We start from the raw sequence: 14,433 nt of genomic DNA, 5'->3' as shown, positions 1-14,433 counted from the left end.
TAGTCATGACCATTCGCGTCGCCATCAACGGTTACGGTCGCATCGGCCGCAACATCCTGCGTGCCCACTATGAAGGTGGCAAGAAGCACGATATCGAAATCGTCGCCATCAACGACCTGGGCGATCCCAAGACGAACGCGCACCTGACGCGCTACGACACCGCCCACGGCAAGTTCCCGGGCACCGTCGAAGTCGACGGCGATTTCATGGTCGTCAACGGCGACAAGATCCGCGTCCTGGCCAACCGCAACCCGGCCGAACTGCCCTGGGGCGACCTGAAGGTCGACGTCGTGCTGGAATGCACGGGCTTTTTCACCACCAAGGAAAAGGCCGGCGCGCACATCAAGGGCGGCGCCAAGAAGGTCATCATCTCGGCCCCCGGCGGCAAGGACGTCGACGCCACCATCGTCTACGGCGTGAACCACGGCGTGCTGAAGGCGACGGACACCGTCATCTCCAACGCCTCGTGCACCACCAACTGCCTGGCCCCGCTGGTCAAGCCGCTGAACGACAAGCTGGGCCTGGAAAACGGCCTGATGACCACCGTTCACGCCTACACCAACGACCAGGTCCTGACCGACGTCTACCACGAAGACCTGCGCCGCGCGCGTTCGGCCACGATGAGCATGATCCCCACCAAGACCGGCGCTGCCGCCGCCGTGGGCCTGGTGCTGCCGGAACTGAACGGCAAGCTGGACGGCTACGCCATCCGCGTCCCGACCATCAACGTGTCGATCGTCGACCTGTCCTTCGTGGCCAGCCGCGACACGACCGTCGAAGAAGTGAACAGCATCCTGAAGGCCGCCTCCGAAGGCGAACTGAAGGGCATCCTGGACTACAACACCGAACCCCTGGTCTCGGTGGACTACAACCACAACCCGGCCTCCAGCACCGTTGACGCGTCGCTGACCAAGGTCTCGGGCCGCCTGGTCAAGGTCTCGTCCTGGTACGACAACGAGTGGGGCTTCTCGAACCGCATGCTCGACACCACCGTCGCGCTGATGTCAGCCAAGTAAGCACGCCGCCAGTCCATAAGGGGACGGATTTGTTTTCCGCCATTGCGGAAAATGGGTTCGTCCCCTTTGTTCGCCTACCGAAGGAATCCAAATATGTCCAAGGTCAAAACTTTGTCCGCGTTGGCTAAGGCCGGCGCCCTGTCCGGCAAGCGTGTGTTCATCCGCGCCGACTTGAACGTCCCGTTCGATGACGCCGGCCGCATCAGCGAAGACACCCGCATCCGCGCCTCCGTGCCCGGCATCCGCCTGGCGCTGGATGCCGGCGCCGCCGTGATGGTCACCTCCCACCTGGGCCGCCCCAAGGAAGGCGTGCTGACCGAGGCCGATTCGCTCGGCAAGGTCGGCCAGCGCCTGTCCGAACTGCTGGGCATGCCCGTGCAGTTGGTGCGCGACTGGGTCGACGGCGTGCAGGTCGACCACGGCCAGGTCGTGCTGCTGGAGAACTGCCGGGTTAACGTCGGCGAAAAGAAAGACGACGAGGCGCTGGCCAAGAAGATGGCCGCGCTGTGCGACGTCTACGTCAACGACGCCTTCGGCACCGCGCACCGCGCCGAAGCCACCACCCACGGCATCGCGCGCTTCGCGCCCGTGGCCTGCGCCGGCCCGCTGCTGGAAGCCGAACTGGAAGCCCTGGGCCGTGCGCTGCATGAGCCCAAGCGTCCGCTGGTCGCCATCGTGGGCGGCTCCAAGGTGTCGACCAAGCTGTCCATCCTGCAATCGCTGGCCGACAAGGTCGACCAGTTGGTCGTGGGCGGCGGCATCGCCAACACCTTCATGCTGGCCGCCGGCCTGGCCATCGGCAAGTCGCTGGCCGAGCCCGACCAGGTCGACCAGGCCCGCGCCGTCATCGACATCATGAAAAAGCGCGGCGCGGCCGTGCCGATCCCGGTGGACGTGGTGTGCGCCAAGTCCTTCGGCGCCGACGCCGAGGCCACCGTCAAGGCGGCCACCGACGTGGCCGACGACGACATGATCCTGGACATCGGCCCGCAGACCGCGGCGCAACTGGCCGACATCCTCAAGCAGGCCGGCACCATCGTCTGGAACGGCCCCGTGGGCGTGTTCGAGTTCGACCAGTTCGCCCATGGCACGGAAGTGGTGGCGCGCGCCATCGCGGACTCCGAAGGCTTTTCGATCGCGGGCGGCGGCGACACGCTGGCCGCCATCGCCAAGTACAAGATCGGCGAGCAGGTTGGCTACATCTCGACCGGCGGCGGCGCGTTCCTGGAATTCCTGGAAGGCAAGACCCTGCCGGCCGTGGCCGTGCTGGAAGCCCGCGCCGCGGGCTGATCTGCCCGGGGAAGGTGTCTGACACCCCGGCATGCCGGCGTGATGCCCGGGCCCGCGCAAGCGGTGTCAGACACCGGAACGGGTGTCAGACACCCTTGCAATGCCATTGTCTTGATTTCCCGCGCACGCCGTGCGATCGGGTTGGTGTAGGCTAGGCGGTCGACCCGCGCCTTGCGGGAGTCCCTTCTTCCGGTCGTCCCGCAGCACCATGAACTTCCGTTTTATTCCCGGCCTGGCCAACTTCCAGGGCATTTCCCGTGAGTCGGCGCGTCGCGACGTCGCCGCGGGCCTGAGCGTGGCCGCCGTGGCGCTGCCCGTCGGCCTGGCCTATTCCGCCATGATGGGCGTGCCGCCCGTCGCCGGCCTGTGGGCCGCCATCGCGGGCATGCTCGCCTACGCCTTCTTCGGGTCGTCGCGCACCCTCATCGTGGGCCCCGACACCGCCACCTGCACCCTGATCGCCGCCACCCTGACCGGCATGGCGCTGACCACGCCCGAAGACCGGCTGCTGGGCGCCACCGCCATTGCGCTGACCGTGGGCGTGGGCTGCCTGATCGCGCGCGTCCTGCGCCTGGGCGTGCTCGCCAACCTGCTGTCGCGGCCCGTGCTCATTGGCTACATGGCGGGCGTGGCGATCACGCTGGCCACGTCGCAGCTCAGCGGCCTGACCGGCGTGGGACTGCGCAACAGCGGCCTGATCAATCCCTTCATGGAGCTGTCGCAGCGGCTCGCCGAAATCCGCTGGCCCACGCTGGTGCTCGGCGTGGCGTCGTGCGTATTCCTGGTGGCCGTCAAACGCTGGCGCCCCGCGTGGCCTGCCCCCATCCTGCTGGTGGTCGCGACTTGCCTGCTGTCGTGGCTATTCAATTTTCCGGCGCTGGGCATTGCCGTAGTGGGCGACGTGCCGGCCGGGCTGCCGGCGCTCAGCCTGCCGGTGCGTCTGGACAACGTGGACGGGGTCCTGCTCGGGGCCGCGGGCGTGCTGGTCGTCAGCTTTTCCAGCGGCATCGTGACGGCCCGCAGCTTTGCGGCCCGCACGGGTGAACACGTGGACCCGAACCGCGAACTGGTGGGCTTCGGGGCGGCCAACGTCGCGGCCGGCCTGTTCCAGGGCTACGTCGTGACGGGCGCCGATTCGCGCACGGCGGTGGGACTGGTGGCCGGCGGTTCGTCGCCGCTGGTCAGCATCAGCGCCGCCGCCGCGCTGGCGGTCGTGGTGGGCCTGCTGAGCGCGCCGCTGTACTGGCTGCCGCAGTTCGCGCTGTCGGCCATTCTGCTGCTGGCCGCGGCCAGCCTGTTCGACTGGCAGGCCTTCAAGCGGCTGGCCCGGATTTCCCGGATCGAATTGGCCTTCGGCGTGCTGGCGGCGGTGGGCGTGGTGGGGTTCGGCGTGCTGCAGGGCGTGGCCGTCTCGGTGGGAGCGACGCTGCTGTACGCCATGTACGTGTCCGGCAATCCCCGCGATGCGCTGCTGGGCCGCCTGCCTGGTGAAACCGTGCTGGGCAAGCTGCACCTGAACCCCGAGGCCCAGCCCGTGCCCGGCGTGGTGATCTGGCTGTTCGAGTCCTCGGTGTGGTTCTTCAACGCCGACGCCTTCCGCCGGCGGGCGCGCGAGGTCATCGAGCAGGCGGGCGACGTACGCTGGTTCGTGCTGGATGCCGAAGCCATGACCCAGGCCGACGCCGACGCGGTCGAGGCGCTGTACGAACTCAAGCGCGTGCTGGACGAGCGCGGCATCACGCTGGTGGTGGCGGGCGGGCATGGCAAGTTCCGCGAGGCGCTGCAGCGCTCGGGCCTGGTCAACAAGATCGGCCAGAACAAGATCTTCGGCAGTCCCGAGCAGGCGGTCGAGGCCATCGAGCGCTGGCGCCAGGATGCGCCCGACACGCTGGCCTGAGCGGCGGGCCAGGACAGGCCGGGCGGTCAGTCAATGATGTGATAGCCGCCGTCGATATACAGCGTCTGTCCCGTCATCAAACGCGCCGCATCGGTGGCCAGCCACGCGGTGGCTTCGCCCACGTCGTCGATCGACACCAGGCTGCGCGCGGGCGCCTTGGCCTGGGCGCGGTCCAGCATGGTGTCGAACTCCGCGATGCCAGAGGCGGCGCGCGTCTTGAGCGGTCCCGGCGAAATCGCATGCACCCGGATGCCTTGCGGCCCCAGCTCCGCCGCGAGATAGCGGGTGGCCGATTCCAGCGCAGCTTTCACCGGCCCCATCATGTTGTAGTGCTCCACGACCATCTGCGAGCCGTAATAGCTCATGCAGAAGAGCGTGCCGCCGCGGGCCATCAGCGGTTCGGCCAGGTGGGCCATGCGGATGAACGACCAGCACGACACGTCCATCGCCTGCAGAAAGCCCGCGCGCGAACAATCCGTGACGCGGCCGTGCAGGTCGTCGCGCGGCGCGTAGGCCACGGAATGCAGCACGAAATCCAGCGCGCCCCAGTCGGCCGTGATGCGATCGAACACGGCTTCCAGCTCGCCGTCGTTCAGCAGGTTCATCGGCATCAGCAAGGGGGCGCCCACCTGCTGCGCCAGCGGGGCCACGTGGGGCAGCGCCTTGTCGTTCAGGTAGGTCACGGCCAGTTCCGCGCCCATCGCGCGAAACGCCTTGGCGCAGCCCCACGCGATGGAATCGGCATTGGCGATGCCCGTCACCAGGCCGCGCTTGCCCGCGAGCGGCAGGTGCGCGCTCATTGCTGCCTCACGAGGGCAAGGGTGTGTTGCGCGATGATCAGCTCTTCGTTCGTGCGCACCACGTACACGCCGATGCGGCTGTCGTCGCTGGAAATGCGCGGTCCGTGCCGGGCATTGCGTTCCGGGTCCAGCTTGATGCCCAGCCAGCCCCAGTGCTGGCTGATCGCCTGGCGGATCTCGGCGGAGTTTTCGCCGACGCCCGCCGTGAAGACGATGCCGTCGATGCCGTTCATGGCGCAGCCCAGGCCGATCATGCCTTCGGCCACGCGCCAGGCGAAGTATTCGAGCGCCCGCTTGGCCGATGGCGCATCGCTGGCCAGCAGCTCGCGCATGTCGTTGCTGATGCCGGACAGGCCCTTCAGGCCGCAGTCGTAATACAGCATGTGCTCGATCTCATCGTGGCTCATGCCTTGTTCCATCATCCAGAGCACCACGCCGGGGTCCAGGCGCCCCGGCCGGGTGCCCATGGGCAGGCCCTCCAGCGCCGTGAAGCCCATGGTGCTGTCCACGCTCTTGCCCTGGTGCATGGCGCAGGCCGACACGCCGGAGCCCAGGTGGGCGACGATGATCTTGCCCATGGCGATGTCCGGCAGCGCCTGCTTCAGGCGCTGCGCGATGTACTCGTACGACAGGCCATGAAAGCCGTAGCGGCGCACGCCTTCCAGGTAGAGGCGCTCGGGCAGCGCGTAGCGGTCGGCGACGTCGGAGTGGCTGCGATGGAACGCCGTGTCGAAGCAGGCGACCTGCGGAATCCACGGCCGGCGCTCGCGGATGACGCGGATCGGCGCCAGGTTGTTGGGCTGGTGCAGCGGCGCGAGCGGCGTGAAGGCGGCCAGCCTGGTCAGGATGTCGTCATCGACCAGCACGGGCTCGGACAGGTCGGGCCCGCCGTGGACCACGCGATGCCCCACGGCCAGGGGCGCGCCGCCCAGATGGCCGCTCAGCCAGGTGCCCACGACTTCCTGCGCGTTGGGCACGTCGGGGGCATGGCTGGGCGCGATGTCGCGTTCCACCAGCGCCTGCCCCGACGCGTCGCGCACCCGCAGACGGGGATGCGTGGTGCCGATGCCCTCCAGCTGGCCGCCCAGCCTGGGCGCGAGCGCGTGCTTGTCGTCGATGTCGTACAGGTAGAACTTGATGCTGGAACTGCCGGCGTTGATGACGAGGATGGTGTCGCTCATGGCGGTGTGCTTCCACGTTGAGACAAGTCGCTCGGAGCCCGCGCGAGCGGGCAGGGGGCCTGCTGTCAGGCCAGGGGCTTGGCCTGCTCCTGGGCAAGGTGGTGGGCGTAGATCGCCGCCACCGCGCACGAGGCCAGGCGCGAACGCGGGCTGTCGGCGCGGCTGGTCAGGATGATGGGCACGCGCGCGCCCAGCACGATGCCGGCGGCTTCGGCGTTCGCCAGGAAAGTCAGGTTCTTGGCCAGCATGTTGCCGGCCTCCAGGTCGGGCACCACCAGCACCTGCGCCACCCCGGCCACGGGCGACCGGATGCCCTTGATGCGCGCCGCGTCCGGGCTGATGGCGTTGTCCAGCGCCAGCGGGCCGTCCAGCACGCCGCCCGAGATCTGGCCGCGGTCGGCCATCTTGCACAGCGCGGCGGCTTCGATGGTGCTGGGGATGCTGGGGGTGACCTGTTCCACCGCCGACAGGATCGCCACCCGCGGCTCGCCCAGCCCCAATCCCCGATGCAGGTCGATCACGTTGCGGATGATGTCAGCCTTGGTTTCCAGGTCGGGAAAGATGTTGATGGCCGCGTCGGTGATGAAGAGCGGTTCCGGGTAGGTCGGCACTTCCATGATGAACACATGGCTGATGCGCCGGCCGCTGCGCAGGCCGGTGGTGCGCGCCACCACCTCGTGCATCAGTTCGTCCGTGTGCAGGCTGCCCTTCATCAGCAGCGCGGCCTCGCCGCTGCGCACCAGCGCCACCGCGGCTTCGGCGGCCGCGTGGCTGTGCGGCACATCGACGATGCGCGCATCGCCCAGGTTCAGCTTGAACTGCGCGGCGGTGTCGCGGATCTTGCCTTCGGGGCCGACCAGGATGGGCTTGAGCAGGCCCAGGTCGCGCGCCTCCAGCGCCGCCGACAGCGAGGGTTCGTCGCAGGGATGGGCGATGGCGCAGGGCGTCGCCTCCAGCGTCTGGGCGCGCGCGATGAGTTTGTCGTAGTGCGTGGAGGTGGGCAGGCTCATGATGTCTTGGCCTTGGAAGGTTGGCGGGAAGCCGCCTTGCCGCCGGCACGCCGCGCCGGTGCGCTGGCGGACGCTTCGGCGGACGTCTTGGCCGCGCTGCCGGGCCGGCTTCTGGCCGCGGTCTTGCCCGCGGGGTTGTCGGCGCCCTTGGCCGGCGAGGCCCCGTTAGCCGCCTTGCGGGCCGCGGCGGGGTGTTGCCTGGCCGTCTTGTCCGGCACCTGCGCGGCGGCCTGGACCAGTTCGTCGACCGCGCTGCCGTTCGCGGGCTCGGCCGCATCCTGCGCGCCGTTGCCCGCATCGGCCGCCTTGGCGGCGCGCCGGCGGGCCGCCGGCTGGGGCTGTTCGCGCCGCTGCGCGCGCCGCTCGGCCGCTTCGAAGATGCGCTCCATGTCGTTCAGGCTTTCACGCGCCGCGTCGCTGAGCGGTTCGGCGGCTTCCAGCACGCTCTTCATGGCGTCCAGGCCGGCGCGGATTTCAGCCGCCGTCGATCCTTCCAGCAGGTGCGGCATGGCCTGGATCGCGGCGGTCGAATCCAGCGTCATCATCAGGGCCTGTTCGCGGATGACGTCCTTGAACTGTTCAAGGGTCAGCGCGTTGTCGGCTTCGGCGCGCATCTTGCGGATCAGGGCGAAGCTGCGCTCGTCCAGGCCGCCTTCGGCGCCCGAGACATACAGCAGCATCCGGATCGCGGCCACGCGCAGGCCGCCTTCCTGCAGCATCGAACGCAGTTCCGCGGCGCGCTCTTCCATGAAGCGGCGATGCTCGGGCGACACCCCGGGATGCTTGCGCGGCGGACCGGACTTGGCGCCCAGGCCGGCCAGATCCTGCACCACCGGCGACCCGTAGATGCCCATGAAGGCGCGTTCGTCGGCCGAGTCGCGCATTTCCTGCCAGATGTTCAGGCCGGTCTCGACCATGTTCGAGAACATCTCCTGCGCGACCAGGAAGGGATTGGAGGGCGAGGCCTGCTGCCGGCTTTCGCGCACCTGTTCGGCCACCTTGGCGACCGGCGCGATCAGCGGGTTGCGGTCGGAGATCAGTTCGTAGGGCAGGCGCAGCGGATGCATGCGCTGCATCCATTCGGCCGATTGGGGCGTCACCATGGCACGCACCCACGGCTGCACGAAGCTGCGGTACATGCCGAGATTGATGTCGGAAATGCGGGCCACGGCGGCAAAGCGCTGGTCGTCTTCTTCGTTGCGGTCGACGATGGCGCGCACGTCGTCCAGCTTGCGCTGTTCAAAAGACAGGACATAGTTGCCGAAGGCGAGGTCCGCGTTGGGCGTATCCGGCGTCTTGTCGACGATTTCGGCTTCGTAGATGCCCGGCGGAAGCACATCGATCATGTCGATGTTGGAGGTGAATTCCTGGTGTTCCTTGCGGGCCACGCTGCCCGACACGAAGATGCCCAGGTGGCCGATGCTTTCATGGACGGCGTACACGATGGTCTGGCCGTGCGCGAGGATTTCGGCCTCGTTCTGATACAGATCGGGTATCCAGCCCAGCGCCTGGGGCGGCGGGGTGATGTTGTCGCCCTTGGAGCAGAACACCACGATGGGCGAGCGGATGTTGCGCAGGTCGATGCGGATGCCGTCGGAGGTGACCAGGCCGGCGGTGGCCAGGCGATTGCCCACGAACAGGTTGTCGACGATGTATTGGATCTCGGGCCCGTTCAGGAAGACGTGGCCGCCCCACCACTTCTCGAAGCTCAGGTAGCGGCTGGCCTCGGTGTCGACCTTGGAGTACAGGTTGTACTGCTTGGACCACAAGGTGTTGGCCGGATTCAGGTTCTCGAAATTCTGCACCAGCCAGGCGCCGTCGAACTTGCCGTTGCCCAGGTCGCTGGTCAGCGCGGTGAGCCAGCTTCCGCCCAGCAGGCCGCCGGCATAGCGCATGGGGTTCATGCCGCGCCAGCCCGCCCAGTACGACAAGGGGGCGCCGGCCACGATGATGGGGCCGAAGAGCTCGGGATGCACGGCGGCGGTCATCATGATCTGCCAGCCCGCCTGGCAATTGGCCACGACGACCGGCTTGCCTTCCGCGTCGGGGTGCAGGGCGATGATTTCTTCCAGGAAGCGGGCCTCGGCCATCATCACGTCTTCGACGGTCTGCGTGGGCATGGGCTGGGGGAGGAACGTCGCGAAGTAGCAGGGGTGTCCCGCCCGCACGGCGACGCCGATTTCGCTTTCGGGTTTGAACCCGCCGATGCCCGGCCCGTGGCCGGCCCGCGGGTCCACCACCAGGAAGGGGCGCTTTATCGGGTCCACTTCCACGCCCTCCGGGGGCGTGATGCGCAAGAGGCCGTAGTTGACGGGGCGCGGAAGCTCGCGGCCGTCGAGCACCAGTTCAAAGTCCATGCTGAGCACATTGGGCGCGCGCTTGGCCATGTGATCGTGGTACTGATTGCCGCGCTGGCGCATCACGTCAGCGTAAAGCACGCCGCGCTGCCAGGCGTCCACCGCATATTCGTACGCGGCCGTCCAGGGGTTGAAGGACGGGACGGGCGTGTGATCGGTGCCGGATTCGGCCATGGCGATCTCCTGTAGATTGCTCCCGGCGGCAAAGCGCCGCCCGGCGGGCCGGTCCCTATTGGAACCGGCGGCGTTGACCTCCCCATTACACCGCAACGGATGGTGCGGTGCAACATCCGATCGCATGCGCGGCGTCAAAACGGGATGGATCGGCCCGCTTCCGGTTGAGCCGCTTCAATCTGGTCAGCGGGCGGCGGCGTTGTGCTCCAGCCATTTCTGCACGCCCGGCCGCTGCCACTGGGCGTCGACGTAGGCGCGCAGGGTGTCTGGCAGGTCGTCCTGCTCCAGACGCTTGAGCATGGCCGCAAGGTCCGTGTCGGCAATACACCACTCGTCGAACAGCGTGGTCTGGTGGACGCCCACCAGATGGCTGGCCACCAGGATCAGCTTGGCCGCGGCGGCATGGCCGGCGTCGGACAGGGGCTGGCCGGCTTCTCCGTAGAACACGGTTTCGGTGGGGCGTTCCTGGCGCAGGGCCGTGAGGTCGCTGCGCAGCCAGGCCTGGAGCTGGCGGGCGCGGGCGCGCTCGCGCAGGCCGGCCGGAAACAGGGCGGCGTGCTCGGGCGCGGGAAAGGCTTCGTCCAGGTATTCGGCGATGGCGCTCGATTCGGTCAGGTTGAAATCCGCGTGCGTCATGGCCGGCACCCGCGAGGTGAGCGCGCGGCACTGGAACGGCTGCATGCGCTGCTCGCCGGCGTCCAGATCGATGGGACGCACTTCGAATGGCAGGCGCTTTTCGGTCAGCGCCACATAGACCGACATGGCGAAGGGGCTGAGGAACAGGGAGTCGACGTATAGCGTAATCGGGGCGCCCAAGGCTTGTCTCCGGGTCAGGCGGGTAACGTATGGTCAGGCTGCGCGGGGCGCCTGCGTTTGCAAAGCGTAACGCAACGGCAGCCCGGACGTGTCGCGCCGGCGCGTCAGTCCACGATGAAAAGCCTGGCGCCGGTGGCGGTGGATGAGCGGTGCGGTTCGGCCTGGTCGGCCACCTGGTAGCTCATGCCCGGCGTCAGCACGAACTGGCGGCCGTCTTCCAGCTCGGTGTGCAGTTCGCCTTCGAGGCAGAACAGGATGTGGCCCTTGGTGCACCAGTGGTCGGCCAGGTAGCCGGCCGTGTACTCCACCATGCGTACGCGAAGATCGCCAAAATGGCGGGTCCGCCAGTACGCCATCCCGGTGTCGCCGGCGTGTTCGGTGCGTTCCACTTCGGACCAGTCGGTGGTGCCGAAGGGGATGTTGCTCATCTTCATCGTGATTCCTGCGGTGTGGGTGCTGGCCCCGGTCATCCGGGGCGAAAACACATACTACGCCATTCAGGCGGCCAGCTTTTTCTGCCAGAACATGGCGCGCCCGGTGGTCTCGTCCAGCGCATAGCCCTCAAAGCCCTGCTTGCGGTACAGGCCCTGGGCGACGGCGTTGCCTTCCAGCACTTCCAGCGTGATCTTGCAGCAGCCCATCTGGCGCGCACGGTCCTCCAGCGCGGCCAGCAGTTGCTTGCCCACGCCGCGGCCCTGGAACGTCGGCGCCACCGCCAGATCGTGCAGGTTGAGCAGCGGACGGCACGCAAAGGTGGAGAATCCCTCGAGGTAGATCGCCACGCCGGCGGCCTGGCCATCGATGCGGGCCAGCAGGGCGTGGGCGGTGGGGCGGCGGGCCAGTTCCGCGATCAGGTTGGCCTGCGCATGGGCGGGCAGGGGCGTGTTGCCGCCCATGGGTCCGCTGGCGTATTCGTTCAGCATGGCCAACACCTGGCGGCCGTGTTCCGGGTCGTTGAAGTCGACGTCGATGATGTCCAGCACGTTCGGTTTCCTTCGCGCGGGCGCGCGGGGCCCGCGATGGATGATGTCGGGAAGCGGCGCGACCAGGTCGGACGCGCGCCAAACCGACCATTATGCGCCGTTTCCAACCTGGCAAATTGCATTGAAAAATCGGTCCATAGCCCCTATCTTTTGGCTATTCAAGGCCGGATCTGGCTGTGCCGGACGCGGCCTCAACCCTCTACGTGAGCTGGAACATGGAGTTCAAGGACTACTACAGCATTCTCGGGGTGGAACAGGGCGCGTCCGACGACGACATCCGCAAGGCCTACCGCAAGCTGGCCCGCAAATATCACCCCGACGTCAGCAAGGAAAGCGATGCCGAGTCGCGCATGCGCGACGTCAACGAGGCCTATGACGTGCTGCGCGACGCCGAAAAGCGCCAGGCCTATGACAACCTGGCGGCGGGCGTATCGCCCGATGGGGGCTTCCAGCCGCCGCCGGGCTGGGACGAAGGCTTCGAATTCCACCGCGGCGCGGCGCCCGGCGACGAAGCGCAATTCAGCGAATTCTTCTCGTCGCTGTTCGGCGGCCGCGGCGGGCGGCGCGGGGCGCGCCAGCAGGAGTTCCGCGCGCGCGGCGAAGACCACCACGCCGCCATCGAAGTCGACCTGGAAGACGCGTTCAAGGGCGCGACGCGCGACATCAGCCTGCGCTCCATGCAGATGGACGCCCAGGGCCGGCCGCAGATGCAGAGCCGCACGCTCAGCGTCAGGATCCCGGCTGGCGTGCGCGAAGGCCAGTACATCCGGCTGGTCGGACAAGGCATGCCCGGTTATGGCGGCGCCGAAAACGGCGACCTGTACCTGGAAGTGCGCTTCAAGCCGCACCCGCGCTATCGCGCCGATGGCCGCGATCTCTACATGACGCTGCCGGTCGCGCCCTGGGAAGCCGCGCTGGGCGCGCATGTCCAGGCGCCCACGCCCGCGGGCACGGTCGAGGTGTCGGTGCCGCCGGGGTCCGGCAACGGCCGCAAGCTCCGGCTGCGGGGGCGCGGCATCCCGGGCGATCCGCCCGGCGATCTGTACCTGGTCCTGGACCTGGTCCTGCCGCCGGCCGACAGCGACGCTGCCAAGGCCGCCTACCGCAAGCTGCAGCAGGACCTGCCCTTCAACCCGCGCCGCAACCTGGGGGTCTGACCATGAAGAAGATCGTGATCGCCAGCGCCACCGTCGTGGGCAAGTCGCAACCGCTCAGCGCGGATGACCTTGCCCGCGCCTGCGGGGCGGAAGTGGAATGGGTGGCCCGGCTGGTGGAAGTGGGCATCGTCACCGCCAGCGGGGGCGGCCCGTCGGAATGGCGCTTCTACAGCGTGGACCTGCAGCGCGCCTTGCACGCGCGGCGGCTGGAACGCGACTTTGGCGCGGGGCTGGATGCCGTGGCCCTCATCCTGGACCTGAGCCAGGAGGTGCGCCGCCTCAGGGCGCAATTGCGGGCGCTGGGGGGCCTGCCCTGAGGGCACGCGGTCAACGCCCGGCATGGCGGGCTACGGGATATTGCCGGCCTTGGCGGCGTAGCGATCGGCAGGGCAAAATGGTCCGATCCCCCCAAGGAGTCCGACCATGCTTACGCTCTATCACGCGCCGCGATCGCGGTCGTTCCGGATACTGTGGCTGCTCGAGGAACTGGGCGTGCCTTACGACACCGAAATGGTGTCGATCCGCGGGCACGACAGCACGGGGCACATGCCGGCCGATTACATCGACATCCATCCGCATCGCAAGGTGCCCGCGCTGGTGCATGACGGCGTGCCCGTATTCGAGACGCCGGCCATCGCGCTGTACCTGACGGACCTGCACCCCGAGGCGGGCCTCGGGCCGCTCATTGGGGACCGGCAGCGCGGCCCCTACCTGACCTGGCTGGCCTATTCCACGGGCGTGTTCGAGCCGGCCATGGTCGAGCGGGCCTACAAGACGCCGCACCAGGCGGCGCTGGGTTGGGGGTCGGCGGATGAGGTCGAGCAGGTGCTGGCCCGGGTGCTGCAGGCGCGGCCGTTCTTCCTGGGCGAGAAGTTCTCCGCGGTGGATATCGTGCTGGGCGGCTCGCTGCATTACATGATGCAGATGAAGGTCGTGCCCGAGACGCCTGTCTTCACCGCCTATGTCGAGCGGCTGGGTGACCGCCCGGCCATGCACCGCGCGTTGCAGCGCGACGGCGACATCGAAGAGTCCTGACGTCCGGCGCGCCCCGTCAGCGCGGGCCCGCGATGCGCGCCTGCAGGTGGTCCCGCCATTGTTCAGGACGGCCCAGGAAGCGGCTGGGTTCCAGCAGGGTGTAGACGCCGCCCTGCTCCAGCGCCAACGTGGGAAAGCCCGTGCCGCCCACCTGGGCCAGCAGCCGGCGGCTGGCGGCGATGTGCGCGGCCGTCTCGGTGCCCTGCGCGGCCGCATACGCCGCGTCGAAGGCCTCGGCGTCCAGGCCGATGTCCGTTGCCAGCATCCTGAGGACCGCCGGGTCGGCGATGCGCCGGCCTTCCACATAGTGCGCGTGCTGCATCCGGCGCAGCAGGTCCAGGCCGCGGCCCGCCATTGTCTGCGCGGCCAGGATGGCCGTGGTGGGCGGTTCGGAATCGAACACCGCCCCGCCGTCACGCAGCAGGCCGTCGAAATAGCCCGGGCCGAACGGCTGGCCCGTCAGCCCGGCGATGCGCTCGTCGTGCGGCATGACATAGCGGCGCAGGGCCTCGGTGACCGGCTGGCGGTTGGCGCCGGTCATCATGCCGCCGCCGTGGGGCTCGATGGACAGGCCCGCAATGCCGCGGGCGGCCTCCACCAGCGGCGCGGCGCCATAGCACCAGCCGCAGAGCGGATCAAAAACGTAATGCAGAGTGGGAAGAGAGGTCGTCATGGCGCCATGGTAGACGGCGCCCGGCGCGGGCGCATAGGCCGGCG

14 protein-coding genes are annotated in these 14,433 nt (G+C 68.4%); 6 read left to right on the top strand and 8 right to left on the bottom strand.

Features of this window, described 5'->3' with window-relative positions; translation table 11 throughout:
* Positions 1 to 5 precede the first annotated feature (5 nt).
* The 3 genes from gap (at position 6) to BXA00_RS02900 (ending at position 4,203) form a co-directional block, all read left to right on the top strand.
* A complete protein-coding gene (gene gap, locus BXA00_RS02910) occupies positions 6 to 1,016 on the top strand; it encodes a type I glyceraldehyde-3-phosphate dehydrogenase (protein ID WP_076516049.1) in 1,011 nt (336 codons plus the stop codon).
* Between the two features lie 93 nt (positions 1,017 to 1,109).
* Positions 1,110 to 2,306: a phosphoglycerate kinase gene (locus BXA00_RS02905; RefSeq protein ID WP_076516047.1), complete on the top strand. Its 1,197-nt coding sequence runs from the start codon at positions 1,110 to 1,112 to the stop codon at positions 2,304 to 2,306.
* Positions 2,307 to 2,514: 208 nt separating this feature from the next.
* Entirely contained in the window at positions 2,515 to 4,203 is a 1,689-nt protein-coding gene (locus BXA00_RS02900; RefSeq protein WP_076516045.1) for a SulP family inorganic anion transporter, read from the top strand.
* A gap of 26 nt (positions 4,204 to 4,229) precedes the next feature.
* Here BXA00_RS02900 and fabI read toward each other — a convergent pair whose 3' ends face one another.
* From fabI to BXA00_RS02865, 7 genes are all read right to left on the bottom strand, one after another.
* Positions 4,230 to 5,003 (bottom strand): enoyl-ACP reductase FabI, encoded by a 774-nt coding sequence (gene fabI / locus BXA00_RS02895; RefSeq protein ID WP_076516043.1) that lies wholly within the window; start codon positions 5,001 to 5,003, stop codon positions 4,230 to 4,232.
* The gene (locus BXA00_RS02890; RefSeq protein WP_076516041.1) at positions 5,000 to 6,184 is read right to left on the bottom strand and encodes an acetate/propionate family kinase; all 1,185 of its coding nucleotides are present in this window, start codon (positions 6,182 to 6,184) and stop codon (positions 5,000 to 5,002) included. The genes fabI and BXA00_RS02890 overlap by 4 nt, the downstream gene beginning before the upstream one ends.
* Positions 6,185 to 6,249: 65 nt before the next feature.
* On the bottom strand, positions 6,250 to 7,194 hold the full coding sequence (locus BXA00_RS02885) for a phosphate acetyltransferase (RefSeq protein ID WP_076516039.1): 945 nt from the start codon (positions 7,192 to 7,194) through the stop codon (positions 6,250 to 6,252).
* A complete protein-coding gene (locus BXA00_RS02880) occupies positions 7,191 to 9,725 on the bottom strand; it encodes a DUF3141 domain-containing protein (RefSeq protein WP_076516037.1) in 2,535 nt (844 codons plus the stop codon). Before BXA00_RS02880 ends, BXA00_RS02885 begins: the two co-directional genes overlap by 4 nt.
* A gap of 183 nt (positions 9,726 to 9,908) precedes the next feature.
* Positions 9,909 to 10,541 (bottom strand): glutathione transferase, encoded by a 633-nt coding sequence (gene yfcF, locus BXA00_RS02875; protein ID WP_076516035.1) that lies wholly within the window; start codon positions 10,539 to 10,541, stop codon positions 9,909 to 9,911.
* Between the two features lie 104 nt (positions 10,542 to 10,645).
* The gene (locus BXA00_RS02870) at positions 10,646 to 10,975 is read right to left on the bottom strand and encodes a DHCW motif cupin fold protein (RefSeq protein ID WP_076516033.1); all 330 of its coding nucleotides are present in this window, start codon (positions 10,973 to 10,975) and stop codon (positions 10,646 to 10,648) included.
* A 63-nt stretch (positions 10,976 to 11,038) separates the two neighbouring features.
* On the bottom strand, positions 11,039 to 11,524 hold the full coding sequence (locus BXA00_RS02865) for a GNAT family N-acetyltransferase (RefSeq protein ID WP_076516031.1): 486 nt from the start codon (positions 11,522 to 11,524) through the stop codon (positions 11,039 to 11,041).
* A gap of 215 nt (positions 11,525 to 11,739) precedes the next feature.
* On the opposite strand from BXA00_RS02865, the gene BXA00_RS02860 reads away from it, so the two are divergent.
* The 3 genes from BXA00_RS02860 to BXA00_RS02850 all read left to right on the top strand — a co-directional run bounded on the left by BXA00_RS02860 (position 11,740) and on the right by BXA00_RS02850 (position 13,716).
* On the top strand, positions 11,740 to 12,681 hold the full coding sequence (locus tag BXA00_RS02860) for a DnaJ C-terminal domain-containing protein (protein ID WP_076516029.1): 942 nt from the start codon (positions 11,740 to 11,742) through the stop codon (positions 12,679 to 12,681).
* Positions 12,682 to 12,683: 2 nt separating this feature from the next.
* Entirely contained in the window at positions 12,684 to 12,998 is a 315-nt protein-coding gene (locus BXA00_RS02855; protein WP_076516027.1) for a chaperone modulator CbpM, read from the top strand.
* 106 nt (positions 12,999 to 13,104) lie between these two features.
* Positions 13,105 to 13,716 carry a glutathione S-transferase family protein gene (locus BXA00_RS02850; protein ID WP_076516025.1) on the top strand — a complete coding sequence of 204 codons (612 nt, stop codon included), beginning with the start codon at positions 13,105 to 13,107 and terminating at the stop codon, positions 13,714 to 13,716.
* A 16-nt stretch (positions 13,717 to 13,732) separates the two neighbouring features.
* On the opposite strand, the gene BXA00_RS02845 is transcribed toward BXA00_RS02850, so the two are convergent.
* A complete protein-coding gene (locus BXA00_RS02845) occupies positions 13,733 to 14,389 on the bottom strand; it encodes a DsbA family protein (protein ID WP_076516023.1) in 657 nt (218 codons plus the stop codon).
* Positions 14,390 to 14,433: the final 44 nt, after the last annotated feature.

This window comes from Achromobacter sp. MFA1 R4 (assembly GCF_900156745.1).
Classification (GTDB): Bacteria; Pseudomonadota; Gammaproteobacteria; order Burkholderiales; family Burkholderiaceae_B; genus Achromobacter.
The sequence above is the reverse complement of the archived record's forward strand: the minus strand, read 5'-3'. Positions and strand labels throughout refer to the sequence as shown.